26 protein-coding genes are annotated in these 24,924 nt (G+C 36.4%); 15 read left to right on the top strand and 11 right to left on the bottom strand.

The features are described 5' to 3' along the window. Nucleotides 1-511 precede the first annotated feature (511 nt). The 3 genes from A8L44_RS04175 to A8L44_RS04165 form a co-directional block, all read right to left on the bottom strand. Nucleotides 512-1,612, bottom strand: a complete 1,101-nt coding sequence (locus A8L44_RS04175; RefSeq protein ID WP_066101941.1) for an ABC transporter ATP-binding protein — start codon at nucleotides 1,610-1,612, stop codon at nucleotides 512-514. Between the two features lie 135 nt (nucleotides 1,613-1,747). After that, complete coding sequence (locus tag A8L44_RS04170; RefSeq protein ID WP_066101938.1) at nucleotides 1,748-2,647, bottom strand: PucR family transcriptional regulator; 900 nt, start codon at nucleotides 2,645-2,647, stop codon at nucleotides 1,748-1,750. 31 nt (nucleotides 2,648-2,678) lie between these two features. Next, nucleotides 2,679-2,894, bottom strand: coding sequence for a YheE family protein (locus tag A8L44_RS04165; RefSeq protein ID WP_066101936.1), 216 nt, complete (start codon nucleotides 2,892-2,894; stop codon nucleotides 2,679-2,681). A gap of 199 nt (nucleotides 2,895-3,093) precedes the next feature. Here A8L44_RS04165 and A8L44_RS04160 point away from each other — a divergent pair, with 199 nt between their 5' ends. From A8L44_RS04160 to A8L44_RS04140, 5 genes are all read left to right on the top strand, one after another. Continuing rightward, nucleotides 3,094-4,230 carry a DUF445 domain-containing protein gene (locus tag A8L44_RS04160; protein ID WP_066101932.1) on the top strand — a complete coding sequence of 379 codons (1,137 nt, stop codon included), beginning with the start codon at nucleotides 3,094-3,096 and terminating at the stop codon, nucleotides 4,228-4,230. Between the two features lie 93 nt (nucleotides 4,231-4,323). Next, nucleotides 4,324-4,674: a YlbF family regulator gene (locus A8L44_RS04155; protein WP_066101929.1), complete on the top strand. Its 351-nt coding sequence runs from the start codon at nucleotides 4,324-4,326 to the stop codon at nucleotides 4,672-4,674. Between the two features lie 171 nt (nucleotides 4,675-4,845). Then, complete coding sequence (locus A8L44_RS04150; RefSeq protein WP_066101926.1) at nucleotides 4,846-5,715, top strand: HAD hydrolase family protein; 870 nt, start codon at nucleotides 4,846-4,848, stop codon at nucleotides 5,713-5,715. A 662-nt stretch (nucleotides 5,716-6,377) separates the two neighbouring features. After that, entirely contained in the window at nucleotides 6,378-7,880 is a 1,503-nt protein-coding gene (locus A8L44_RS04145) for a coproporphyrinogen III oxidase (RefSeq protein WP_066101923.1), read from the top strand. A 154-nt stretch (nucleotides 7,881-8,034) separates the two neighbouring features. Then, nucleotides 8,035-8,826 carry an enoyl-CoA hydratase gene (locus A8L44_RS04140; RefSeq protein WP_066101920.1) on the top strand — a complete coding sequence of 264 codons (792 nt, stop codon included), beginning with the start codon at nucleotides 8,035-8,037 and terminating at the stop codon, nucleotides 8,824-8,826. A 46-nt stretch (nucleotides 8,827-8,872) separates the two neighbouring features. Here A8L44_RS04140 and A8L44_RS04135 read toward each other — a convergent pair whose 3' ends face one another. Further along, nucleotides 8,873-9,058, bottom strand: a complete 186-nt coding sequence (locus tag A8L44_RS04135; RefSeq protein ID WP_066101916.1) for a YhzD family protein — start codon at nucleotides 9,056-9,058, stop codon at nucleotides 8,873-8,875. Nucleotides 9,059-9,211: 153 nt separating this feature from the next. Between A8L44_RS04135 and A8L44_RS04130 the strand changes: the two genes are divergently transcribed. The 6 genes from A8L44_RS04130 (at nucleotide 9,212) to A8L44_RS04105 (ending at nucleotide 17,063) form a co-directional block, all read left to right on the top strand. After that, complete coding sequence (locus A8L44_RS04130) at nucleotides 9,212-10,111, top strand: ABC transporter ATP-binding protein (RefSeq protein ID WP_066101915.1); 900 nt, start codon at nucleotides 9,212-9,214, stop codon at nucleotides 10,109-10,111. After that, nucleotides 10,104-11,342, top strand: a complete 1,239-nt coding sequence (locus A8L44_RS04125; protein ID WP_066101908.1) for an ABC transporter permease — start codon at nucleotides 10,104-10,106, stop codon at nucleotides 11,340-11,342. Before A8L44_RS04130 ends, A8L44_RS04125 begins: the two co-directional genes overlap by 8 nt. 216 nt (nucleotides 11,343-11,558) lie before the next feature. Beyond that, nucleotides 11,559-12,782, top strand: a complete 1,224-nt coding sequence (locus tag A8L44_RS04120) for a metallophosphoesterase family protein (protein ID WP_066101903.1) — start codon at nucleotides 11,559-11,561, stop codon at nucleotides 12,780-12,782. An 18-nt stretch (nucleotides 12,783-12,800) separates the two neighbouring features. Further along, entirely contained in the window at nucleotides 12,801-15,779 is a 2,979-nt protein-coding gene (locus A8L44_RS04115; RefSeq protein WP_066101897.1) for an ATP-binding protein, read from the top strand. A 65-nt stretch (nucleotides 15,780-15,844) separates the two neighbouring features. Then, nucleotides 15,845-16,783, top strand: a complete 939-nt coding sequence (gene yhaM, locus A8L44_RS04110; protein ID WP_066101894.1) for a 3'-5' exoribonuclease YhaM — start codon at nucleotides 15,845-15,847, stop codon at nucleotides 16,781-16,783. A gap of 109 nt (nucleotides 16,784-16,892) precedes the next feature. Further along, complete coding sequence (locus tag A8L44_RS04105) at nucleotides 16,893-17,063, top strand: sporulation YhaL family protein (protein WP_066101891.1); 171 nt, start codon at nucleotides 16,893-16,895, stop codon at nucleotides 17,061-17,063. Between the two features lie 38 nt (nucleotides 17,064-17,101). Here the strand turns inward: A8L44_RS04105 and A8L44_RS04100 are convergent, their stop codons facing one another. Further along, nucleotides 17,102-17,950, bottom strand: a complete 849-nt coding sequence (locus A8L44_RS04100; protein ID WP_066101888.1) for a peptidylprolyl isomerase — start codon at nucleotides 17,948-17,950, stop codon at nucleotides 17,102-17,104. Nucleotides 17,951-18,232: 282 nt separating this feature from the next. Here A8L44_RS04100 and A8L44_RS04095 point away from each other — a divergent pair, with 282 nt between their 5' ends. Both A8L44_RS04095 and A8L44_RS04090 read left to right on the top strand, forming a co-directional pair. Further along, on the top strand, nucleotides 18,233-18,319 hold the full coding sequence (locus A8L44_RS04095; protein ID WP_066101885.1) for a YjcZ family sporulation protein: 87 nt from the start codon (nucleotides 18,233-18,235) through the stop codon (nucleotides 18,317-18,319). A gap of 34 nt (nucleotides 18,320-18,353) precedes the next feature. Next, on the top strand, nucleotides 18,354-18,440 hold the full coding sequence (locus tag A8L44_RS04090; RefSeq protein ID WP_066101882.1) for a YjcZ family sporulation protein: 87 nt from the start codon (nucleotides 18,354-18,356) through the stop codon (nucleotides 18,438-18,440). A gap of 184 nt (nucleotides 18,441-18,624) precedes the next feature. Here A8L44_RS04090 and A8L44_RS04085 read toward each other — a convergent pair whose 3' ends face one another. The 5 genes from A8L44_RS04085 to serC form a co-directional block, all read right to left on the bottom strand. Continuing rightward, on the bottom strand, nucleotides 18,625-18,813 hold the full coding sequence (locus A8L44_RS04085; RefSeq protein ID WP_066101879.1) for a hypothetical protein: 189 nt from the start codon (nucleotides 18,811-18,813) through the stop codon (nucleotides 18,625-18,627). Nucleotides 18,814-19,022: 209 nt separating this feature from the next. Then, nucleotides 19,023-19,598, bottom strand: coding sequence for an HTH-type transcriptional regulator Hpr (locus A8L44_RS04080; RefSeq protein WP_066101876.1), 576 nt, complete (start codon nucleotides 19,596-19,598; stop codon nucleotides 19,023-19,025). A gap of 123 nt (nucleotides 19,599-19,721) precedes the next feature. Further along, nucleotides 19,722-20,087 (bottom strand): YtxH domain-containing protein, encoded by a 366-nt coding sequence (locus tag A8L44_RS04075; RefSeq protein WP_066101873.1) that lies wholly within the window; start codon nucleotides 20,085-20,087, stop codon nucleotides 19,722-19,724. 503 nt (nucleotides 20,088-20,590) lie between these two features. After that, entirely contained in the window at nucleotides 20,591-21,106 is a 516-nt protein-coding gene (locus tag A8L44_RS04065; RefSeq protein ID WP_066101867.1) for a tryptophan transporter, read from the bottom strand. Between the two features lie 114 nt (nucleotides 21,107-21,220). After that, on the bottom strand, nucleotides 21,221-22,300 hold the full coding sequence (gene serC / locus A8L44_RS04060; protein ID WP_066101865.1) for a 3-phosphoserine/phosphohydroxythreonine transaminase: 1,080 nt from the start codon (nucleotides 22,298-22,300) through the stop codon (nucleotides 21,221-21,223). 349 nt (nucleotides 22,301-22,649) lie between these two features. Here serC and A8L44_RS19435 point away from each other — a divergent pair, with 349 nt between their 5' ends. Next, nucleotides 22,650-23,315: an alpha/beta fold hydrolase gene (locus A8L44_RS19435; protein ID WP_368072418.1), complete on the top strand. Its 666-nt coding sequence runs from the start codon at nucleotides 22,650-22,652 to the stop codon at nucleotides 23,313-23,315. 2 nt (nucleotides 23,316-23,317) lie between these two features. Next, nucleotides 23,318-23,635, top strand: coding sequence for a hypothetical protein (locus tag A8L44_RS19430; RefSeq protein WP_368072417.1), 318 nt, complete (start codon nucleotides 23,318-23,320; stop codon nucleotides 23,633-23,635). Between the two features lie 279 nt (nucleotides 23,636-23,914). Here the strand turns inward: A8L44_RS19430 and A8L44_RS04050 are convergent, their stop codons facing one another. Further along, entirely contained in the window at nucleotides 23,915-24,781 is an 867-nt protein-coding gene (locus tag A8L44_RS04050) for a glycosyltransferase family 8 protein (protein ID WP_066101862.1), read from the bottom strand. Nucleotides 24,782-24,924: the final 143 nt, after the last annotated feature.

Raw genomic sequence — 24,924 nt, 5'->3', positions numbered from 1 at the left:
GTATGGAAGGTCACACTTTAATTTATACATAGATATAAAAAGGTAAAAGCTGGAGTTGATAAGATTCGTAAGGGTGTACAAGCAGGAAAATATTATCTGGATTCCATGAACATAAAAAATCTCATGGGTGAAACGCTAAGGAAAAGAAAAGGTTTGGAGAGGATAATATGGAATGTCCTTTATGTAATGGTCTAACTTCTATAGAATACTTATGTAAAAATTGTGATATAAATATGGAGGACTTTGGGAAGGTAATGGATTACTATGACGACTATAGTGCATACCTGGAAACCAATATACAAAAACAAACGGACGGAGATCCTCAATCGGTAAGACAAAATATATGCAAACATCTTTTATCCTGCAGTCAATGTGGAAACGACGAGGTAGTATCTATTCACGAAATGTATATTTGAGAATAATTATAATTCCTGAAAACTGAATTAAAGCCATATCAGGAAACAAAAAAGCCAAAATCCCGAGAGATTTGGCTTTGAGTTTTTATAATTAATTATGGGCGAATTCTTAACTCAGTGTCTTTATCAAAGAAGTGTGCTTTGTTGATATCTAATCCTAATTTAATGGTATCCATTGGACTGATATCAGAACGGGAATCGATACGTGCTACGATGGATTGACCTTCAATTTGAGTATAGAGCATCGTTTCAGCACCCATTAATTCTGCCACTTCAATTATGCAGCTGACTGTAGTTTCTGGGGATGCATCCATGAATATAGGTTCATCATGGATATCCTCAGGACGAATGCCAAGGACAACGTCTTTACCTATATAGTCTTGTTTACGCAAATAGCTTAATTTACCTTCAGGTACGGCGATGCGAGTGCTGCCGGTTACAAAATATCCATCTTCTAATTTCCCATTAATAAAGTTCATGGCAGGAGATCCGATAAATCCACCTACAAAGATGTTTTCTGGATTTTCATAAACGTCTTTCGGTGCACCGACTTGTTGGATGAAGCCGTCTTTCATAACTACCAGACGAGTAGCCATTGTCATTGCTTCTGTTTGGTCATGTGTTACATAAATTGTAGTTGTATTTAATCTTTGATGAAGCTTAGCGATTTCAGCACGCATTTGTACGCGCAATTTAGCATCCAGGTTAGACAAAGGCTCATCCATAAGGAAAACTTTTGCGTCACGAACGATAGCACGGCCCAATGCAACACGCTGACGTTGACCGCCGGAAAGAGCTTTTGGTTTACGATTTAAATATTCCTCGAGACCAAGAATACGTGCTGCATCTTTAACGCGGCGATCGATTTCAGCTTTATCAAATTTACGAAGCTTTAGTCCAAAAGCCATATTATCATATACACTCATATGAGGATATAATGCATAGTTTTGGAAAACCATTGCAATATCACGGTCTTTTGGAGGTACATCATTCACGCGTTTATCATCAATATAGAAGTCACCTTTAGAGATTTCTTCTAATCCGGCGATCATACGTAAGGTTGTGGATTTACCACATCCAGATGGACCTACGAAAACGATAAACTCTTTATCTTTTATGTGTAAATTAAAATCGGTTACTGCAGTTACCTTATTATCATAAACTTTATAAATATTTTCTAATTTTAACTGAGCCATCTTTAAATGTCCTCCTTGATAACTATGTAATAATGAAACCCTTTTCACAAATAATTTTACTAGTCTAATAGTTAAAAATATATGTTCAATTTGCACAAATAAAATGATTATGAAATGGGCTGGTTGCACTTATAGTTAATTTGTATTCTCCAGTAACCGGATGGCTAAATAGGCACATAAGCTGTCTTCGAATTTTCGAACATCGAGATTGGTAATTTCATAAAATTTATCAAGACGATATTTTAGACTGTTACGGTGAAGAAAAAGCTGTTTTGCAGCAACAGTAGCATTGGCATTAGCTTTAATGTAAATCATAATAGTTTGGAGTAGATCTTTTTCATTTTCTAAAGTGCCGAGTAGATTTTTAGCTAGAGTTATACATAAAGTTTGATTTTTACCTAGTAATAAAAGATCCAAAAAAGCTGAAGAAAAAGTAATGACTTTATCTTTTGAGTTATACAGACGTATGGTTTTAAAGCAAGTATCTTCTGAAGAAAAATACGTTATGATTTCATTCGAAAGCGGATAATTATTTCCTATAAATAAACGGAAATGTGCGTATAAATCGCTTTCAAGGGTATGAATGACAGCATTAAAATCTTGATTTGTGAGCAAAGTGGATTTGGTGTTTTCTATAATGACTCCGCTAGATGGGTCCTTCCAGCAAATGACCGGGTCATGAAAAAAGCCATTTATAGCATCGGAGAAGTCTGTAATATTAATATCATTGTTTGGAAGATTATAATGAATAAAGCGGTATGACCCATCTTCAATTTTCGGCAATGGTGCAGAATCCTGTTGGTATAATAATTTGTGCCAATGCATTTGCTGGGCAGATCTATTAAGTTCTTCAGTATGAAGCAAAAAGGGTTCTAAAAAAATATTTAATAGAGCCAATTGATCAGATGATACAGACCTTTTTGGAATACCGATATATTGATTCGCATTTTCTATGTACCAATAATAGGATTGATCCTCCAACGGATATGAAACACGGATTGCGTTGGGAAAGAGTATAAGTAAGTCAGTGTTCATGAGTAATCCTCCAAATATTTTGTATCATAGTCTATTGATTATCATATACATGATAAAGCATCAATTCGTGTACTCTAGATTCTAATTCTGCTTTAGCATAGTCAGATGGTTGTGTTTCAATCCAGGTAATAGAACCATCTTTATGGTAAACTCCTTTATACCGTTTTTTTTCAAAGTAGAAGGAAAACTTCCAACCAGGTATTTTTTCTGTTTCATATAATGATTTCCATTCAAAATGATTAATCAATAGATTGCACCTCAAATCTAAATTTAATAGCAATAATCATAATTATACACTTTAAATAAGCATTTATATCCAATTACAACCTCGTATAAGGAAAGCTAGCATCAAAATCTTTGAAAAATGGACACCGATGGTTGCAATTTAATAGTAGAAAAGACTAAACTATTTCTTACAAACAGGAAGTTTTAAAAAGGAGCTACTTATGGGTACATTTATAACGATTATCACAGTGGTTGTAGTAGGGGCCTTAATAGGCGGTATTACAAACGCCTTGGCCATAAAAATGCTATTCCACCCCTACGAGGCTATTTATATCTTTGGTAAACGCTTGCCATTTACGCCTGGGTTAATACCGAAAAGACGAGACGAATTGGCTGAGCAGATGGGGAAGATGGTTGTAGAACACTTAATCACTCCAGAGAGTATTAAAAATAAACTGCTTACTGGTACTGTCAAAGTGGAAGCTAAGAGAATTGGAGAAAATATATTAGATAAAACAATTTTTTCTGAGATCTCTATAGAAAAGGCGCTTGAAAAAGCTGGGTTGGCTGACATTCCGGATTTAATCGTAAGAAAAATTGAATCGCATTCAACAAATTGGTTAGAGGATTGGTATTTGCAGCATAAAAATAAACCTATAGCAACCTTTATACCAGCAAGTGTTGAGGAGAAAATAGAGAACAAAATACCGGATGTATCTCATTATATCTTGGATAAGGGAATCGCTTTTTTTGCCAGCAATCAAGGTAAGGAAAGACTTCAAAAAATGGCAGATGATTTCATGAGGGAACGGGGAAAACTCGGTGGAATTATGCAGATGCTATTAGGAAATGTAAATCTTGGCGAGAAACTTCAGCCGGAGATTATTAAATTTCTCTCAAATCCTGGGACTAGGGATACGCTGACACAACTCCTGCATAGTGAGTGGCATAAAATAAAACATAAGCAGATTTCAGACGTGGAGGAATTCTATTCATTGGATGAAATGAGAAGTTTACTCTATAAAGGAATTATAACCGGCTATAAAAAAGTGGATTTATCGAATCTGACACTTAATCAGATAACTGGTGAATGGAATGAGACCATCAAGGGAAGATTGCTGCCAAATGTTATTGAAGAGGTTGCAGCGATTTTAATTGAAAAAGTACCAAGCATAATGGAAAAATTGAAACTAAAGGAAATTGTCCGTGATCAGGTTGCTTCTTTTCCGGTGGCTCGTCTGGAAGAAATGGTACTGTCTATCACAAAAAGTGAATTGAAAATGATTACGTATTTAGGAGCCCTATTAGGAGGCTTGATTGGAGTTTTCCAGGGAATCTTTATGATTTTGATGAATTAAAACCATTCCAGTAAACATACAATGGATGTATAATGCTTTCGATAATGGTATAGTAAGAGAGACTTCAGTGTAATAGAAAACAGGAGGTATATGATGTCAGTTAATTTATATGATTTAGCGTATACAGTAGAAAAAGGAATACGTGAAAGTGCAGAATACCAAGAACTAAAGAATCAATACAATGCGATAATGGCTGATGAGCAAGCAAGAACGATGTTTAACAATTTCAGAGATATTCAGCTAAATCTTCAGCAAAAACAAATGATGGGTCAGGAAATTACTGAAGAAGAAGTAATGCAGGCTCAAAAAACTGTTGCGCTTGTGCAACAACATGAAGCGATTTCTAAATTAATGGATGCTGAACAAAAAATGAGCGTCATCCTTACAGATCTCAATCGTATTATCACAAAACCATTGGAAGACTTGTACGGAACACAATCCTAAGCATATATGGAACCGATTAGTGTCGAATCTTCTCTGCCAGTTAGATTTATTTAATTGGTGAAGGGAAGTTCAGGGCGCTAAATCGGTTCTTTTTTCTTTATAACTGTTCTATTTCTGCCAAAATCCTCATACAGAATGTATATGGGCATCATGAAAGGTGGATTGGACATCATGGTATATAAACTGTTAATGATTAATATGGATGGTGCACTATTATCTTCAAAAGGAAAACTCCACACTCATACAAGAGAATCAATTGAATACGTTGCTAAAAAGGGAGTAGAAGTAGCTCTGATGACCTCTGAAAATTATGACTATACACAAAGAACCGGAAAAGCTCTTAGATGTAATCCGCATATTATTGCGCATCAGGGTGGCTTTATTTTGGAGAATCTTCATAATCCGATTTTTGTTAAGCGAATACCTGAGAACACTACCCTCGATATCATTCGTTTTTTAGAAAAATTAAGCGGGCACATCCGTTTAATTCATGAGGATATGACAATCGGAAATAGAATGGATCTTCCAACACCGCTCTTTGCAAGAATCAAATGGACGCCGGGAGAGACCAATATATATGCCCAGCAATTTGTAGATTCTCTAGATGAGTATTTACGCACCCATCCGATGTCTCCATTGCAAATTGATATATATATAGATAAGAAACAGGACAGAATAGATGCAAAGTCTGGTCTTGAAGCGATGTTTGAAAACGTAATGATCCAGGAGAGTCATCCGAATAAACTTGTGATTTTACCAGAACAAGTCACAAAAGAGAAGGCTTTTAACTACTTATTAAAAAACAGGGGTATAGCAGCAAATGAAGTGGTCTTAATTGGCAGTGATCAAGATGAATCGGAGCTGGTAAGAAATGTGGGACTTGGTGTAGCTGTGGCAAATGCTGATGCAGCGGTAAAGCGCTCAGCCAAATGGATTACCCGCAGTAATGATGAACTGGGTGTGGCCTATCTCATTAAAGAGGTATTCAGAAGACAGCATCCAATTGGCTTCTTAAAAAAGATGAATATCAAAACTGACTAAATAGGTGTTGAAGGTGTTTTTTACCACCTACCAAAAGGATGGCTCCTCTGGGGTTATCCTTTTTTATTGGGCTTCGGTAATAAATATTGTCGGTTTAGGGTTTCGTTATGATGATAAAGGTGCTATGTAGGGCTGAAACAGTTTTCTTGGCAATTAAATTATTAATTCTTGGCAAGAGATGTAGGATATTCAGCCCAACGAGGATGAATCCAGCCGAATTGAGCATAGATTCAGCTTAACTTCGTAATAATCCGGCCGATTCAGCTGAAAATCCAGCCAAACTCCGTAATAATCCAGCCGATTCAAACAATAATCGAGCCAAACGCCTAAATGGGGCCATTCCTTTACTCTTTTGATGGAATCCAGCTTCGGCTTCTAGGAACTCAAGTCATCAGTAAATACTCAGCGGAGGCCTGCAGGATTTAGTTCACAATGATCTTTCTACGCGATGTGGTGCTTCTTAGTCTTTGCTCAATAGGACCCTTCCTCTCAGTACTCTTCTTATGCTTGTCGCTCCTAGGCAGTCTCCTAAGCTTTTTTATTGGCTGAATAGCTTCATTCCCAAATAGTCATGATAAGGAAGAGATGGTTTATTTGTGATTGACCGCTGTCTTGATGTTCAGTAAACTGATATGGATTGAATTTTTGAAAAGGGGATAGGCATGCGTATTTTAATAAATGGCATTGAGGATGAAAGGCTGTATCGGCCCTTATCTTTAATTGCGGACTTATTTTTTGAAGAGGCAACACTGCTTAATAGCGATGAATCACCATCGGATTTATCAATTACATTAAAACAAGAAATGATTAATCATACATTATATACAAAAGCGATACTAGAGGATTCTACATCTAATAAAGTACATGAATCCACATTTGAAAGAGATGTCTTGAATCAGACGGATGAAAAGGCTCTTTTTAAGCAAAAAAAGCATTCCTATTCTTATGTTTTTTTAAAGGTTTTGGAACAACATACAGGAATGATTCAGAAGTGGGGATTGTTGACAGGTGTTCGTCCCACAAAATTGTGGCATCAATATGTGAAAAAGAATATAGATGCATCTGTTGCCAAGAGAGAGCTGAGCGCCTCCTACTCCATTACAGACGAGAAATTAAATTTACTGGAGGAAATTGCTGACCGTCAATTAGAAGTCATTCCAGATTTATATGATTTGAAAAGGGAAGTGAGCATTTATATAGGAATTCCTTTCTGCCCTACTAAATGCGCCTATTGTACATTCCCCGCTTATGCAATTAATGGACGTCAGGGAAATGTAACATCATTTCTGGGTGGACTGCATTATGAAATGCGAGAAATCGGTAAATGGCTGAAGGACAATCATATAAAAATTACTACTATTTACTTTGGCGGCGGTACACCTACGAGTATATCAGCTGAAGAAATGGACATTCTTTACGAGGAACTATATGAATCATTCCCTGATATTAAAAATGTACGGGAAATTACGGTGGAAGCAGGTCGGCCGGATACGATTACACCGGAAAAATTGAAGGTCTTAAAAAAATGGAATATTGATCGAATCAGTATTAATCCACAGTCCTATACACAGGAAACATTGAAGGCGATTGGGCGACATCACACGGTAGAGGAAACAATTGAAAAATATAAACTGGCTAAAGAGGCCGGTATGAATAATGTGAATATGGATTTAATTATAGGGCTTCCGGGTGAAGGTGTCCCTGAATTAAAGAATAGTTTACACGAAACAGAAAAATTGATGCCGGAATCATTGACTGTTCATACGTTATCCTTTAAACGGGCTTCTGAGATGACGAGAAATAAAATGCGCTATAAGGTTGCGGATCGTACGGAAGTAGAACAAATGATGAATGAAGCTGAAAAGTGGACTGCAGCCCATGGATACCATCCATACTATTTATACAGACAAAAGAATATACTGGGTAACCTGGAGAATGTCGGATATTCATTACCTGGAATGGAGAGCTTGTATAATATCCTGATTATGGAGGAGCAGCAAACGATCATAGGACTTGGATGTGGGGCAGCAAGTAAATTCATTGATCCTGATACTGGAAAAATCACGCACTTTGCCAACCCAAAAGATCCAAAATCCTATAATGATAGTTATGAGCATTATACAACTAAAAAAATTGATTACTTAAAAGAATTATTTTTGCGCTGAAATTAACAAACCGAGTTCTTGTTTGGATGAAGAACTCGGTTATTTTTTCTTCTAATATACAAATAATTCTAATAAATTACACCTTTTTTGTGTTAAAACGCTTACATAAACCTTTATAATAAATATATATCAAATTTGAAAGGGGATTTTGCCAGTGAAACCTGCCTCTATTATCAAGAGCGTGCTTGTGGAAAAGGAAGGCACTGTAGCTACCGTGTCATTAAACCGTCCTGAAGTATTAAATGCTCTTAATAAAGAGATGCTTGTTGAATTAAACAAGGAATTAAAAGCATTGAGTCTTGATGAGGAAATTACAATTATTATTCTTAAAGGAAATGGCAACGGATTTTGCTCAGGCGGCGATATAAAATCGATGTTTAATTTAGGCAGTGAAAAAGATTTTTATGGAATAATGGATTGTATTAACGAACTAGCCATGGCCATGTATACGATGCCAAAATTAACAATTGCAGCAGTTCACGGGGCAGCAGCGGGACTTGGATTCAGCCTTGCCTTGGCCACTGACTGCATTATTGCAGAGCAGGAGAGTAAATTAGCCATGAATTTCATTGGGATCGGCTTGATTCCTGATGGCGGAGGGCACTTCTTTCTAGAACGAAGACTGGGAGAATTGAAAGCTCAGGAAGTAATCTGGGAAGGTAAAGTGATGAGCGCTGAGCAGGCATCAGAAATTGGATTGGTTGATCTGGTAACAACGAACAGCCTTGAGGATGAGGTTCAGAAAAAGATAAAAGAATGGCAGGCAAAACCAATTTTGTCTATGATCCGGACGAAGAAAATTCTTGCTGAAACAAATCGTCCTAAGCTATTGAAGATGCTTGAATTGGAGAAATACTCGCAGTATGTGATGAGACAAACAGAGGATCATGAAGAAGGTATCAAGGCGTTTGTTGAGAAAAGGAAGCCTAATTTCAAAGGAAAATAAAAAGGTTTGTATGATCCCGTTATAAAAGGATCATACAAACCTTTTCTTATCTATGGAATAATAGTAGCTTGCCAAGCGGTGAGGTGAACCGATGTGTCTTTTCTTCGTATTCTTTTTCAGCTACAAGCTTTTGTCCCAGTTCTTTTGCGCTTTCATCATTCTCTGCCTGAATCGATTCTTCTAAAATCTTTTCACCATCTGCTTCAAATACGGTTAATTTATAGATTTTCATCTTTATTCCTCCTAAATTTAGCTGATCAGCAGTTGATATTATTTTCGCATAAAGAGTTAAAATTTGTAAAGTTTAGAATTACCTTTCAATTTATCAGGTGGATATATTAGAATATATATAGACATAAAAATTGATAAAAGGGGGAAATGCTTTTTGACTTTATTGGTAAATAACGTAGTGAAGCAATTTGGTGAATTCACAGCTGTAAATCATCTTTCTCTTGATGTGGAAGAGGGAACGATGTTTGGTATGCTTGGGGCAAACGGGGCTGGTAAAACTACAACTTTTCGAATGATTCTTGGTTTATTGGATCCTACAGAAGGGAGCATCAGTTGGAAGGGGAAGAAAATTGACTATTCCACAAGCTCGACGATCGGTTATCTTCCTGAAGAGCGAGGGTTGTATCCAAAGATTAAAACGGGTGAACAATTAATTTATCTGGCTCGGTTGCGGGGAATGAACCGATCCGATGCCATGCATGAAGCAAAAGTCTGGTTGGACCGCTTTAACGTTCCGGAATATTTCGATAAAAAAGTTGGTGATCTTTCCAAAGGTAATCAACAAAAAATACAATTTATTGCGTCAGTTATACATAAACCTGAATTGTTAATTTTGGATGAACCATTTAGCGGTTTGGACCCTGTAAATGTTGAATTATTAAAAAAGGCAGTCCATGATTTAAGGAAGAATGGGACGACTATCGTCTTTTCCAGCCACCGTATGGAACACGTAGAGGAATTATGTGAACAGCTCTGCATACTTAAGCAAGGAGAGGCAGTCGTTAATGGTTCACTAAAGGATATCAAACGATCGTATGGCAAAAAGAATGTAGTGGTACATGCTGATTTTGATCTTAAATTCCTGACTGATTATCCTGGTGTGACAAAAGCAGTAGAAGTCACGGAAGGAATTCATTTGCAAATTGCAGATGAGAAGAATGCCGAATTAATCTTACAGGATACAGTTAAGCGTGGTTTCATACGTAAATTCGAATTGGAAGAACCATCCTTGAAGGATATCTTTATTGAAAAGGTTGGTGCTCAATATGAATAAGTTTTGGATTATGACATTTCAGACGTATATGTCAAAGGTTAAAAGTAAGTCATTTGTCATTTCGACTGCAGTTATTTTATTAATGGTTCTCGCCTTTACAAACCTGGATCGAATAGTCGGTTGGTTTGATAAAGGTGATACAACAATTGGGATAGTGGAAAAGTCAGGTGATTTTTACTCTGCACTAGAAAAGCAGCTTGACAGCAGTGGAAGCGAATTAAGCCTGAAAACATATAAATCGGAAAGTGAAGCAAAGAAAGCTGAAGAAGAGGGAGATTTGGAAGGATATTTATTGCTTGAAGAGCAAGACGGTATTCCAATAGGTGTCTATAAGGCCCAATCCATCGCCAATTCAAATGAGAGTACAGAAATTCAAAATGCTCTGCAGCAAATACAAACAAGTATTTTAACAAAGCAGGTTAATATAACGGATGAACAGTTGGCAGCTATCTACAAGCCTGTCTCCTTTGAGGTTGTTCCATTAAATAATCGGGCGAAATCAGAGGAAGAGCTTAATCAGGCTCGCGGCCTAGTCTATGTGATGATCTTTGTAATTTATTTCTCTGTTGTTGTGTATGCCGGTATGATTGCTAACGAAGTGGCCATTGAAAAATCATCTCGTGTGATGGAGATTTTAATTTCAAGTGTGTCACCCATTCAGCAAATGTTCGCGAAAATCACTGGAATTGCTCTGCTGACATTGACACAGCTTGCCATATTTGTGCTGGTTGGATATTTATCATTTAAAAGCAGCAGTGGGATGGGAGAAATTTTCGAGGCTTTTGGCTTTGACAATATGAAAGCGAAGACGATTGTTTATGCGGTTATATTTACCTTCTTAGGTTATTTATTATATGCCACAATGGCAGCGTTCCTTGGTTCTTTAGTAAGTAAGATTGAAGATTTGCAACAAATGATCATGCCAATGACCATGCTGGTTGTCCTGGCTTTCATGCTTGCCATGACTGGGCTTGGCAATCCGGAAGCAACATTTATAAAGGTCTCTTCCTATATTCCGTTCTTCACACCTATGCTTATGTTTATGCGTATAGGAATGCTTGAAATATCCAATATCGAAATTGCGATAAGCATTGGTATTCTGCTTGTGACGATTGGATTATTAGCCTATTTTGGAGCTAAAGTCTATAAAGGCGGAGTTTTAATGTATGGAAATTCAAGCTCATTTAAAGATATTAAAAAAGCACTTGATTTAACAAACAGCAATAAGTAAACAAGGACTCACTTCCAAATGGGAAGTGAGTTTTTTATGGTTCTTAGTAGGATATTTGATTTGCTTAAATAAAGGCATCCTTTGCAATCACCTGGCTGATTACGGGGAGGTAACAATTATCTAATAATATTTGTATATGAGATAATTAAATTTACGTTTTTTTTGATTAAAAGAACAATCGTTTGTAGTAAAATGGCATGGAAGGAGTGTGGTACAGTGCGAGGCGTAAAATTTATACATGCAGCTGATTTGCATTTGGGCAGCGTTTTTTCAGGATTTCAGCATATGCATAGTGCCATTTATGAAAAAATAAAAAACAGCGGATATTCAGCATTAACAAGGCTCGTGGACACGGCAATTCAGGAAAGAATTGATTTTGTTATTTTTGCTGGAGATATTTATGATAATGAAGAACGAAACTTGAAAGCACAATTGAAATTTAAGGCTGAAATGGAAAGATTGGAAACCTATTCGATTCCTGTCTATTTAATTCATGGAAATCATGATTACATGAATGGGAATTACTTTGATATAAGCTTACCAGCGAATGTTCATCTGTTTGGACGCGAAGTAGAAGTTAAACAATTTATTAAAGAAAATGATGCAACTGCCGTAAATCTTTATGGATTCAGTTACGACAAGCGTCATATACATGACCGGGTTATTCAGGAGTATAAAAAGGCAGACGATGGTGATTATCATATTGGTATTTTACACGGTAATTTAGATGGAGAGAGTGCTCATGGAAACTATGCTCCTTTTACCAGAAGTGAACTGCTTAGTAAGCAATTTGATTACTGGGCTCTGGGGCATATCCATAAACGAATGGAAATCCTGCAGGATCCACCAGCCATTTATCCAGGATGCTTGCAGGGGAGAAATAAAAAAGAGACAGGTGAAAAAGGGTTCTATATAGTCTCTATGTCAGGGTCAGATACTTCTTTAGAATTTGTACCTGTATCGACAGTCGAATGGAAAACAGAAACCATTCAGGCAGATCATATTTCATCTGTAAACGAACTTATAGCTGAAATGGATAAAATAAAAGAGGGTGCGTATGAGCCGGATAAGTCTATTCTGCTGAATATTATGATCGATGCATCTGATTGCAAAATGAATCCTGAATGGCTGTTTGTGGATATGGATCATTTACTTGAAGGTCTCCAGGATGAGGAGATGGATGAGATTTCTGTATGGATCCATTCCTGTACACTGATTCCACCCCGCTATGCAAGCAGAGGCGGAGAGCTGTCAGATACATTTATTGATGAACTTTTGAGGACAACTGCCAATATGAATTCTGAGCAGTATCTGAAATACGGCGAAGCTCTCTTTACTCATTCTGCGGCAAGGAAATATATAGAGCCATGGGAGGATAGCGAGTGGCAGCAAATCTTGGACGAGGCAACGCTTGAATTAGTAAAGCGCCTGAATCGTTAAAAATGAGGAGAAAATGCTTTGATTATAAAGAAAATACATATATATGGATTTGGTAAATTTGTAGACTACAAACAAGAATTAACATCAGATATAAATGTATTCTACGGAGAAAATGAGGCTGGTAAATCAACAATTTTTTCCTTTATCCATGCAATGTTATTTGGATTCCCTGCCAAGAACCAAATAATAACCTCCTATGAACCAATGGGGAGCAGCCGGTATGGTGGAAAATTGGTCATTGAGCTCCCTGAAATAGGTGAAATAACGATCGAAAGAGTTAAAGGACACCAGGGTACAGAATGTAGAGTTTATAACAGATTCGGAAGTTTAGGGGGAGAGGAGAAAATAAAAGAATGGTTGAAGGGAGTCGACCGAAACTTCTATGAATCTATATACTCCTTTAATCTAGACGGCTTGCAGGATATTTATCGTTTGGAAGAAGATCAATTGGGCAAATATCTCTTTTTTGCTGGCATGAGTGGCAGCGAGAGGCTTTGGGAGATGGAGGCAGGCTTGCAAAAGCAAATGGACAGTCTCTTTAAGCCAGGTGGAAAGAAGCCCATTCTGAATCAAAAGCTGGCTGAATTAAAGCAAAGCTCCCAGGCAATTCAAAAAGCAAGGGAGAAAGAGAAAAGCTATAATACCTTTTTGAGCGAAGAAAGGGAACTAAGTAAAGAAATTTCGCTCACTCAAGAACAAATAGAGCGGATAAAAACGAACTTAATTCATTTAAAGGACTGGAAGAGACTGTTGCCATCCATTCAGGAGCTTGCTTCCATTGAAGCGCGCCTGTCAGAATTAAAAGAATCTCCTTTTCCGGTAAATGGGATGGGGCGCATGGAAAAGATAGAGGCTGAAAGGTCGGCAAAGGAAACATTTCTGCAAACGCAGTTAAATAAATTGAAAGTACTCCAGAATGAAAAGGATTCCCTCCAAGTCAATGAACAGTGGCTGGCAAGTGGGGAAAGGGTACGTCAAGCTGAGCTTTATAGTGATAAATTGATCATCCTACTCGAAGAAATCAGAACTCAATCGATTGAATTAGAGCATATAGAGGATAAAATCATTAAGCTTCAGGGAGAATTACATACACAATTTGATCCTGTTATGGTTGAAAGCTTTGATACAAGTATCTTTCGGAAAGAAGAAATTAAACAGATAGAATTAGAGAAGCATACACTTGCCAAGAAGAAGATGGAGCTTGATGCTCAGCTTGAAAAAGAACGAGTCAAATTGGAACAAATCGAGCAAATCATTGAAATTTATGAGAGAAAATTGCTTCCCGAAAATGAAAGAGAAAAGCTTAAAAGAATAGTAGAGCAGTATGAACATGCTGACAAGGCTGCACAGGAAGAAAAGTCAGCCAAGGAAGTGATCCATCGATTAAAGCAACGAAGGAATCAAGCATTGGAATCAGAGAAAAAGGGTAAGAAAAAACAGACAGTTATTCTGGGCTCAGTCTTATTGGCTTCCATTTTGGCGGTTCTTTTATTAATCTTAGGCGGACAGCTTAGCGTTGCGCTGATTGTGGCGGTTGTTGGTATCGTACTCGTTATATATATAAATTCGATGAATGGCAATCAATTGCAATCAGAGGAATTAGCGAAAGAAATTAACTACTATGAGGAAATCGTAAAAAATTCATCTTCGATTTCAATTGATGAACAAAGCTACAGAATGCAAAAAAGTATGCTTGAAGAGGATACGGTAAATCGAGAAAAATACAAGCTGGAATCACTGCGCAAAGAGCAACAGGAAGCAATATTTGACAGTTTAATTGATTCCTTTGAAGAATGGGAAAAAGAGTTGGCGCTTTGTAAACATAAATTGATTACGCTCGGAAATGAATGGTCATTACCTAATGAGGTGTCATGTACGATGCTTTCAGATGCTTTTGAGCGAATTGAACAAATTAAAAACCTTATGTTGGAGAAGAGCAAGCTCATTTCATTACTTACTTATACAGAGGAGAAAAAGGATGAGTATATCCGCTATATAGGGAAGCTTTCAGAGGAATTTGGTGTTACGGGCACTCAAAGTATCGAGCAAATAAACTTCTCTGTTGTTCAGAAGTATAATGAGAATGAATTGGTCAATAGGCAAAAAAATAGTATGCTCGAAAAAATACAGGAGCTCGAGGAAGAAATTATACCTTTAAAGGACTTGTGCAGACAGCTAAATCAAGAAAAGCAGCAATTGCTTCAGGAAGCTGATTGTCATGAAGTGGAAGAGTTCTACCAGCGTGGTAGAGATGACGAAGAAAGAAGTCAGCTCAGCATGGCAAAGAGACAATTGATTGGGCAGCTGGGACGTTATGCAGATCTCAATCAGTACCATTCTGTTACAGACTTGATTTTAAAGGAAAGAATTGAGGAGAATGAGGCTGAGCAGTCTTCCTATGAATCGACATTAAACCGGTTACGAAAAAGACTTGCAGAGGTAAAGTACGAGATAAATAGGCTTGAGGAAGATGGAAAAGTAGAGGTGTTGCTTCATAACCATCAGCTTTTAAAACAGGAATTTCAAGTGTTGGCTAAGAAGTGGACAACGCTCAGCCTCATGAAGGGGACTCTGGCTGAGTCTATAACGACGTATAAAGAAGAAAAACTGCCTGCAATTATTGAACAAGCTAATGGGTATCTACGTAACCTTACGAATGGAAGATATGAAAAAATCCTATTCTCAGAAAATGGTGAGGGACTCTCTTTATTGGACCATAGGGGATTAGAGGTTCACTCGGAAAATTTGAGCAGAGGGACGGCAGAACTTACTTATGTATCTATAAGGCTTGCTTTAGCGGGTACGATTGATGGAAGAAAAGAATGGCCGCTGATCATGGATGATACGTTTGTCAATTTTGATGATAAGCGAACGGAAAGAATGATTTCTCTATTAAAGCATATTAGTAAAGAGGGGAATCAGGTTCTCTTTTTTACCTGCCATGATCATATTGCTGCGATGTTTAATGGGCAGAATATCATCCAATTAACAAGATGATTTTTAATATTAATTTGCCTTCGCATGATATAATAAATATTGGAATGGACCGGGGAGGGATATACATGAAGGGAATTGCCCATCATGAAGTTGGAGATACGATAGATCTTCATCTATTCATAAAGAATGCTATAAAAGGAACAGCAAGTAATGGAAAACCTTTTTTATCTTTAATTTTCCAGGATAAAAGCGGAGAAATAGAAGCAAAGCTTTGGGATGTAAAACCTGAGGATGAACAGCTGTATATGCCGGAAGCAATCGTACGGGTAACAGGAGATATACAAAATTATAAAGGTAAGCTTCAGCTTCGGATTCGATCAATTCGCCTAAAGTACGATAATGAGACGGTCAATATTGCTGATTTATTGCCGACTGCTCCTCTTGGAAAAAATGAAATGTCTGAAACGATTACAAAATATATATTCGAGATGACGAATCCTAATATACAGCGGATTACTAGACATTTGGTTAAAAAATATTTTAATGAGTTTTTGGAATATCCTGCTGCCACGAAAAATCACCATGAATTTTTCTCTGGTCTGGCATATCATGTTGTATCGATGTTAAACTTAGCAAAATCAATTGCTGAGCTATACCCATCATTAAATAAAGATTTATTATATGCGGGAGTCATCCTTCATGATCTCGGAAAAGTGAAGGAACTATCAGGACCAATTGCGACTACTTACACAGTGGAGGGCAACTTGCTTGGCCATATTTCCATTATGGTGAATGAAATCGGTAAAGCTGCTGATGAATTAAATATTCAGGGGGAAGAAGTTCTTATTCTTCAGCATATCGTTTTAAGCCATCATGGAAAAGCGGAATGGGGAAGTCCGAAACCGCCATTGGTTAAAGAGGCGGAGGTTCTGCATTATATTGATAATTTGGATGCGAAAATGAATATGATGGATCGTGCGCTTGATCGGGTAAAACCGGGAGAATTTACAGAGCGAATCTTCCCTCTCGATAATCGCAGCCTTTATAAACCGAATATCAAATAGATTATCGATTTTAAAAATATGCTTTCCTTTAAGTGGAAAGCATATTTTTTTTTAAAAAGCATATAGTTTTAAAAAGGATGCTTAATCCTTAAGGAGGGGGAGGACAAGCTTGTCAATTTTTATTGGAGTAATCATAGCTGGTATCTTCTTTAGTGCCTTTATGACCATAAAATCAATCAGGGAAGAGCAAAAAGTTGATGAATCGTGGATTGAACAGGAGGGGAATGTTTATATAGAAAGAATGGAAGAAGAAAAAAGAAAAAGAGCAATGGCACAATAAAAACTCGACCAAACCGGTCGAGTTTTCTGTTTCACCTATTAGAATGCATCTTTTAAATCTTTATCTTTTACTTCAACATCAGCATCATCAATCACTTTTTGAATAGCTTCTTGAGCTTTTGCGGAATCTAGCTTGGTCATTTTAACGTTTCTAGTTACTTCATCTTTGGATTCTTCAAAAGAAGGATTGTCATTTTCTTTCTTCTCTGTTACTTGAATGATATGGAATCCATGCTCAGTTTGTACAGGATCAGAAATTTTGTTGACTTCAAGGCCGTATGCAGCATCTTCAAATGCAGTTACCATTTGTCCAACCCCAAACCAACCAAGGTCTCCACCTTTATCTTTATTGGCTGTATCTGTTGAATATTCTTTTGCCAAATCCTCGAATTTTTCACCTTTATCAAGCTTAGCCTTTACTTCTTTCGCTGTTTCCTCATCTGCTACAAGAATATGGCGAGCTTTTAAGTCGATTTTATATTTGTTATTATAGTAATCCTTAAGTTCTTTATCTGTTACTTTGATTGTATCAAGAGCGGCTTTTTCCTGTAAAAGATTGAATTTCACAGATTCTTTAAAAGCTTCTTCATCTTTAAAGCCAGACTGTGCCAAAGCTGCTTCAAAATTTTCGCCAAGATTTTCTTTGGCTTCTTCAACCTGTTTATTCACTTCTTTATCTGTTACTTTATATTTATCAGAGAGAACTTTTTTATATACGAGTTCTTTTACTGCTTGATCCCCGTATTGATCTTTTAGTTGTTGATAAAGCTCCTCTTTAGTAACATTTCCTGCTTTCGTTTCTACCACTGCTTCATCAGATTCATTATTGCAGGCTGCAAGACTGACAAGTAAAGCTGCTGATGCCAACGTAATTAACCATTTCTTCATCCATTACACTCCTTTTAGCGTGTTGCCAAGTAAAAGTATTTCATAACAAGCCTAACTATAACACAAAAATTCTGTTAAAAAAAGGATAAGCACAAATGTTATTTGATAATTATAATAATTGGAACAATCTTACTTAAATTCTAATCAGCGTTTTCATGGAATCTCATGTGTTTTTAAGTCTGTTTAGGGTCTTCATTAAAAATCATTTATTTAAGCAAAAGGCCCATTCCTTTTTGTGGAAATTGAATATGATACGGTAGCAGCTCAAAAGGAGGTGTGATCATGAGTCAAGGATTTGGTGGAGGATTTGCTTTCATCGTAGTTCTGTTTATTCTACTCGTGATTGTTGGTGCATCATATGTGTACTAACTAAGTAAGTATGTAACTGAAGGGAGGATACAACATGTCTGGTGGATACGGCGGAGGTTTCGCTTTATTAGTAGTTTTATTTATCTTGTTGGTTATCATTGGGGCATCTTGGATTAACTAATTCAAGATTTGCAAAAGATTGCTGTACGAACGTGGCCATGAGTACCAATTGGGCGTATGCAAGCTGAAATCATGTATATTCTCAGGCAACTATGGAGAAGAATTCAGACATTTGCAAAATCCTCTAAAAGGTCACTTATGATCTATAGGTTGAACGAAAGACGAGTGTGAGTAACACTCGTCTTTTATATGGTGTAGAATATTTCAATATAAGTAGAGATTAACAGGATGGTAATAAGGATATTGATTGTTCGAAAAAATTTGGCCTGTTTAGCTTCTGGCAATTCCTTTTTAGTACAGAAGCTGTCTGATAATTTATTGATATAATACAAAATAAAAAGTGCAAATAATGAAAACCAAATGAGAGGTATCATCCTGTTATCCTCCTTGACGCTAGTATCTCTCTAACATTATCAAAAAAGTATCAATTCTGTAAAGAATATGAATCGTTAGAACATTAATTACTCGGGAAATTAAGAGGGGGAAGAAAACGAGGGATATATAAAACATTGTGATTAAATACACAAGCCCATTCAAGATAAAAGCGGAGGTATGATAGATTAGTGTCCGCTTTTATCTATTATTATTGAATGGGCTCTTTTTGATTTTCAATTTTTTCGAGAATTCCATTTTCGTCTGTGAATTCATTCTCAAGATTTGCAAATGATTTTTCGAATATATTCATAAAGTCGTCACCATAGATATTTTTAACAATCGCCATCATTTCCATCATATCAGGGAATTTTCCGTATAAGTCTTTTAAAGGTTGAGCACCTAAATAGACGGAGTTCTTGGATGAATCGAATACGCTTACGATTTCAAGCAATAGTTCGTTCCCTTCATCTGTAAGCTCAATATAGGTGTTACGTTTGTCATTTTCCTTTTTTGAAAATCTGAGAAGACCACGTTCTTCCAGCTTTTTTGAAAAGTTAAAGGCTGTAGATACATGCATAACACCGAACTTGGCCACATCAGATATGGATGCTCCCTTAAGATGATAAGCAATCCATAGAATATGATGTTCATTGATATTTAAATTATAGGGTTTAATCCACTGCTGCCAGTCTTTTTCAATTGCTTTCCAGAGAGCTTTGCTAAGCTGAGCAACCCGCTGGGTAAATAGCATGGCTTCTTTGATGGAATTTAAATTTTCAGTCATAATACGCTCACCTACTTTTCTCAATTTATCTTACTGATTTATTATCCTTATAAAATATTAAATAACAAAAATGGTAATTTGCCAAATTTTTAGTTTTTTTACCGAGATTTTCTTGGCGCTGAGTTATTTTGTAGTGAGCGGAGATATAGCTGTTTCAAGCTCCTGGATGGCTGTTTCAACATCATTAATTTGGACTTGAATAGCACTTGTGTGTGCCTGGCTGTCTTGTTTCCATTCTTCCAATGCTTCTTTTACACCTTTTACGAACGCTTGAATCTGTGTCTTGCTGACCGCGGTTGCAGATACGGATTCGTTCTTTAACTGGACGATACTTCTTTTTACATCCTGAAGAAGGTCCATAGTCTCATCTTTCGATTGTTTAAGCTTCAATCTGAGCTCTTGTCCGGATGAAGGCGTGCTTAACAATACTGAGACTCCAGCTACTGTAAACCCGGAAATAAAACCTATTAATAATGATTTTCCTTTCATTGCTATTCACCTCAATTTTATCTTTCCATAACAGATTTCTACATAAAGTTAAAATACCCTTTAAAATTATTCCTTATATTTAACAATTCCTTTTTTTATATTATTTTAAACGTAAAAAGCTATTTTCGGAAACTATTCTTGGAAAAAAATTCATTTATTTTAGGTTATACCTTATTATTCATCCAGTATTATGTTATTTCATATAAATATTGAATGTGCATACAATTAGATATGTAGATGAAAAGGAGGAGGAGGAAGTGTCATTATTTTTACTCATATTAATTCTCTTCAGTGGGTTTATAAGTATATTGTTTTACTCAATCATTTCTCTGGGAAAAGGAGGCGTATATCCAGCTAGACGTGTACTAAAGAAGAGGATTCATATGAGTGGAATATGGGCTTCAGTTCTTCTTTTGGTATTAATCTTAATATGGAAGTTGTAGATAGTAGAGGAACGTAAAAAGAGGATGTTAACCTTTTATGGTTTGCATCCTCTTGTTCTATTAGTTAACTGCTATATTCGAGCGTTTTAAAATGCCGCTGGCAATGGGGTGTATAAGGGCCATTACGACAGTATTAACAACTGTTGCAGGTAAGACTACGCCAGCTGCCAAAGCTAGAAATGGTCCAGGTAATCCAACGATCAGATAGGCCGATCCAAGAAATAGCATGCCGGATACCAGTGTACCTATAAAAGTCAGTACAAGTGAAAAGGCAAAGGTTTTGCCTAACTTTTGAACGATACTAAAAATAGCATATATAAGTAAAGCAGTGAAAAATTTATCAATCAGATTTGGAATTAATCCTCCAGGGAAAGTAGTGGTCAATCCGGATATGACCCCGGTTACGCTCCCTAACAGTACCGTGCTTTTCAAATCAGGGAATAAAAATATCCCTAGGAACATCATAATCAGCATAAGGTCTGGCTTCATCCCAAACACAATTCCCGGCATGACAGTGTGCAATACAGTACCAATTCCAACTAGCAGTGATAAAGTCACCAAATTCTTCGTATTCACTTCTCATCTCTCCTATTCTAAGCTTATCTCATTTTCTTCTCCGATTGTGCACTCGTTGCCAACCGCGAAAAGGTTATATAGAGTATATCACCCATTAGCAATATTTAACACATGTTAATGCTTATTTTTAAAATTATTCATGAAGTCGGCCAGCTTTTGGCAGTGCTCAATCGGAACTGCATTATAGATAGATGCCCTGCATCCTCCAATGGAACGGTGGCCCGCCAAACCGACGAAGCCAGCATTCTTGGACTCTTGAATGAATAGGTCGGATAATTCTTTAGTAGGAAGAGTAAAGGTGATGTTCATGGTTGAGCGGCTATCTTTCTCGGCATGGCCACTGTAAAATCCGTTACTCTCGTCTATTGTCTGATAAATGATCTGGGCTTTTTGTGAATTTATTTTTTCTATTTCGTCAACACCGCCTTTATCTTTTGTCCACTCAAGGACTAAGGCCAATAAATAGATGGCCAAAGTCGGCGGTGTGTTATATAAAGACTTTGAAGCCGCATAAGTATCATAAGAGAGCATGGTTGGTAATTGCTGATGTTCTTTAATTAAGTCATCCCGGATAATCACGACTGTGACGCCAGATGGACCTAGGTTTTTTTGAGCACCTGCATAAATCAGTCCAAAATCAGTTATGTTAATTCGCCTGCTTAAAATGTCGCTGGACATATCTGCAATCAGAGGAACTGTATTTGTTTTGGGGAATTCCTGCCACTGAGTGCCGTAAATGGTATTATTACTGGTGATATGCAGATAGGCAGCATCAGGTTTCAAAGAAATATTGTTATGTTCAGGAATACGCTTATAATTTATATCCTTAGTGGAAGCGGCAATTTCTGTGTGTCCAATTTTACGAGCCTCTTTTAAAGCTTTTTCAGACCAGGATCCAGTCAAAATATAGCTTGCGCATTTATCGGGTGAAAGAAGATTCATAGGTACCATAGAAAATTGAAGACTAGCTCCGCCTTGTAAAAATAGTACTTCATAATTATCAGGAATATCTAATAGCTCTTTCAATAAATGGGTAGCTTTTGAATGCACTTTGTCATATTCTTTGCTGCGATGGCTCAATTCCATAACAGACATATGGCTGCCTTCAAAGTTCATCCACTCCTGTTTAGCCTTCAATAATACTTCTTCCGGTAATGCAGCAGGACCGGCATTAAAATTGTAAGCACGTGTCATGATTATTCCCCTTCCGATATCGCGATTCTTTACTTAATTCCCTATAATACTTTTCAGTACTAAAGTGAGTGAATTCCACCATATTCTACAACAAAAGGAGATAAAAATAAATAAATAATCAGACTATTAGGTTAATTGCAGGGGGCGTGGAGATAACTTGTTAGGATCAACACAGGTTAATGGAATAAATTAAAACTCTAATATGGGAGATTCTATCTTGAGGGTTTTATGAAATTAGATGTAGAGTTTTATAAGGCTTAAGACTTATCTTAAAATACTTCTGAGGCTCATTTCTATTATCTTGTTGCTAACTTATGATAGATAAAAAGAAAGTGGGTCATAAAAAGTAATGAAGAAAACTAAAAAAAGATATCGAATTTGGATAGTTTTAAGAAATATTTTATTCTCCATTCTAGCAGCGTTTGTTATTTGGATTACCTTTAGTAATATTATGACAGTATATGAACAAACAAAATACCAACCCATAGGGGAAGTAGTTGAAGTGGATGGTGAAAATATACACATTTATACAAAGGGTGAGGGCGCTGACACAATCGTTTTATTAAGCGGGCTCGGAACAGCAGCACCAGCATTGGATTTTGACCCTTTAATAAATGAAATCTCAAAAAATAATAAAGTAGTAGTGGTAGAGCCGTTTGGATACGGATGGAGTGATATAACCAAAAAAGAACGGACAGTTGAAAACATTGTAGAGGAAATAAGAGTAGCCTTAAAAAAATCAAACATACAAGGCCCGTATATTCTGATGCCTCATTCAGTTTCAGGAATTTACAGTATGTATTTTGCTAATACATACCCAGGGGAAGTTAAAGGTATCATAGGAATCGACCCGACATTACCACATGCTTTAGAATATTTTAGTGAGGATGCACCTAAAATGCCTAAGTTTTTAAAATATCTGGCACCAACCGGAATCGCTAGATTAGCATTGTATATTAATTCTCAAGTTTTTTTACCTATTGCAGATGACGGCACCTATTCCAAAAAAATTTAAAAATGACCAAGGCACTTTCCGCATGGAAGGGTTACAACAAAAACGTTGTTGCTGAAGCCAATGAAATAAAAGAAAATATTGATAAAACCGTTGATATGAAGTTACCATCTACTATTCCAGTCTTATTCTTTACAACGAAAGAAGAAAAGGGATTAGAGGATGGCAAGAATAACGTGTCTTTTTATCAGACACAATTAACTAATCATCCTGCTAGTAAAGTTGTAGTCTTACAGGGTCATCACTATCTTCATTGGACACGTTCTAAGGAAATGAACAAAGAAATTAATGAATTCACAAGTTCATTTTCTGTTGAGCAATAACAACATGCGAAGGCCATTGAAGGGGCTTTAACTGAATAAGGAATACAGTCGTTCTATATAGGGGTGGCTGTTTTTATACCTCGCGTAGGAAATTGATAGTAATGTTTGAATTTAGACAAGCAATGAGGAGCATTTGATTTCTTGTCCTTAAACTATCTGGGCATTTTAGTTCAATAACAAGTACAGCCACTTCCTGTATGGAGGTGGCTGTTTTCACACTCAGAAAAAATATTAAACAATAGCAACAATTCTTACGAAACAGCCTTTTAAATAACAGCCTTATATTGGCTTACTCCTTAGAGAAGGCTGCATGATTTCTTGACCAATAGCGTATGCTCCACGAGATGCCATTTTATCATAGTGTTTATATAAAGCATGGAATCTACCGTTGTAGTTTTGTTTCCATGGCTTTTTCTTTCCGCAAAAGTGGAGAAACACGGTGTGATGGATTACATAATCCATATCCATCTTATGATTGGACATTAATTTATAATAATTGTAGTATCTGGCGTCATAGTTATAAATCGTTTCTTCTAAATTTTTAATATATTTGGAGTAAAGTGCGTTTAATATATCCTGATCAGGCAAAATTAATTTTTTCTTATTTTCTTCTACAAATTTAAAAATCTCATCCTCGTTTATTACTTTTCGCTGTTCTTTTAAATTCATTAACAATACACCTGAATTGTAATAAGCATCTATTTCATAAGGGGATAAACGGATTTGATTAATTCCTTTTACTGATATTTTATTATGACAGGCAGCAGCAAATAAATTATTGCCTAGGTCCATCTCATAAAGGTCATCAACAGAGTTTAGAACAAGAATATCCGGATCCAGGTACAGGATTCGGTCCAAATTTTTCGGTAGGAACTTGAAGGCCAATAATCGATAGTACATTTCTTTTGTATAATGCATTAAAACCGGTGCATCTTGAAAATGTCCATCATCCACCTGAACACTTATAAGCTCACTTCCATTTCTATGGACAAATTGTTCTAAGGAATGAATCTCTTCTGTTTTAATATCCGTATGCATAATAAAAATTTTAAAGGTTTTATGTGAGTTATTTAGGAACAAGGACTGAAGCATTACTTTAAGTGGTTTTAAATAAGTGGAATTTAGCGTTACCAGTATATTAATCACTGTAAATCATCCTTCCAATTGCATTTATATAGGCTTGTAAGAAATACACCTTTTTTATCTGAACGATTATGTAACATCTACATCTAATAATAAATAAATAAATAATATAAAAATAGTATAGTATATTTTTAAAATATTTCTCA

Origin of the sequence: Bacillus sp. FJAT-27986 (assembly GCF_001685035.1) — a bacterium.
Lineage (GTDB): Bacteria > Bacillota > Bacilli > Bacillales > Pradoshiaceae > Pradoshia.
Note: the sequence above shows the minus strand (reverse complement) of the source record. Positions and strands in the feature narration are given on the sequence as shown.

Coding starts and splice junctions, on each gene's coding strand:
- A8L44_RS04175 (WP_066101941.1), bottom strand. CDS start 1,612: ATGGCTCAGTTAAAATTAGAAAATATTTATAAAGTTTATGATAATAAG.
- A8L44_RS04170 (WP_066101938.1), bottom strand. CDS start 2,647: ATGAACACTGACTTACTTATACTCTTTCCCAACGCAATCCGTGTTTCA.
- A8L44_RS04160 (WP_066101932.1), top strand. CDS start 3,094: ATGGGTACATTTATAACGATTATCACAGTGGTTGTAGTAGGGGCCTTA.
- A8L44_RS04155 (WP_066101929.1), top strand. CDS start 4,324: ATGTCAGTTAATTTATATGATTTAGCGTATACAGTAGAAAAAGGAATA.
- A8L44_RS04150 (WP_066101926.1), top strand. CDS start 4,846: ATGGTATATAAACTGTTAATGATTAATATGGATGGTGCACTATTATCT.
- A8L44_RS04145 (WP_066101923.1), top strand. CDS start 6,378: ATGCGTATTTTAATAAATGGCATTGAGGATGAAAGGCTGTATCGGCCC.
- A8L44_RS04135 (WP_066101916.1), bottom strand. CDS start 9,058: ATGAAAATCTATAAATTAACCGTATTTGAAGCAGATGGTGAAAAGATT.
- A8L44_RS04125 (WP_066101908.1), top strand. CDS start 10,104: ATGAATAAGTTTTGGATTATGACATTTCAGACGTATATGTCAAAGGTT.
- yhaM (WP_066101894.1), top strand. CDS start 15,845: ATGAAGGGAATTGCCCATCATGAAGTTGGAGATACGATAGATCTTCAT.
- A8L44_RS04100 (WP_066101888.1), bottom strand. CDS start 17,950: ATGAAGAAATGGTTAATTACGTTGGCATCAGCAGCTTTACTTGTCAGT.
- A8L44_RS04095 (WP_066101885.1), top strand. CDS start 18,233: ATGAGTCAAGGATTTGGTGGAGGATTTGCTTTCATCGTAGTTCTGTTT.
- A8L44_RS04090 (WP_066101882.1), top strand. CDS start 18,354: ATGTCTGGTGGATACGGCGGAGGTTTCGCTTTATTAGTAGTTTTATTT.
- A8L44_RS04085 (WP_066101879.1), bottom strand. CDS start 18,813: ATGATACCTCTCATTTGGTTTTCATTATTTGCACTTTTTATTTTGTAT.
- A8L44_RS04080 (WP_066101876.1), bottom strand. CDS start 19,598: ATGACTGAAAATTTAAATTCCATCAAAGAAGCCATGCTATTTACCCAG.
- A8L44_RS04075 (WP_066101873.1), bottom strand. CDS start 20,087: ATGAAAGGAAAATCATTATTAATAGGTTTTATTTCCGGGTTTACAGTA.
- serC (WP_066101865.1), bottom strand. CDS start 22,300: ATGACACGTGCTTACAATTTTAATGCCGGTCCTGCTGCATTACCGGAA.
- A8L44_RS19435 (WP_368072418.1), top strand. CDS start 22,650: ATGAAGAAAACTAAAAAAAGATATCGAATTTGGATAGTTTTAAGAAAT.
- A8L44_RS19430 (WP_368072417.1), top strand. CDS start 23,318: ATGACCAAGGCACTTTCCGCATGGAAGGGTTACAACAAAAACGTTGTT.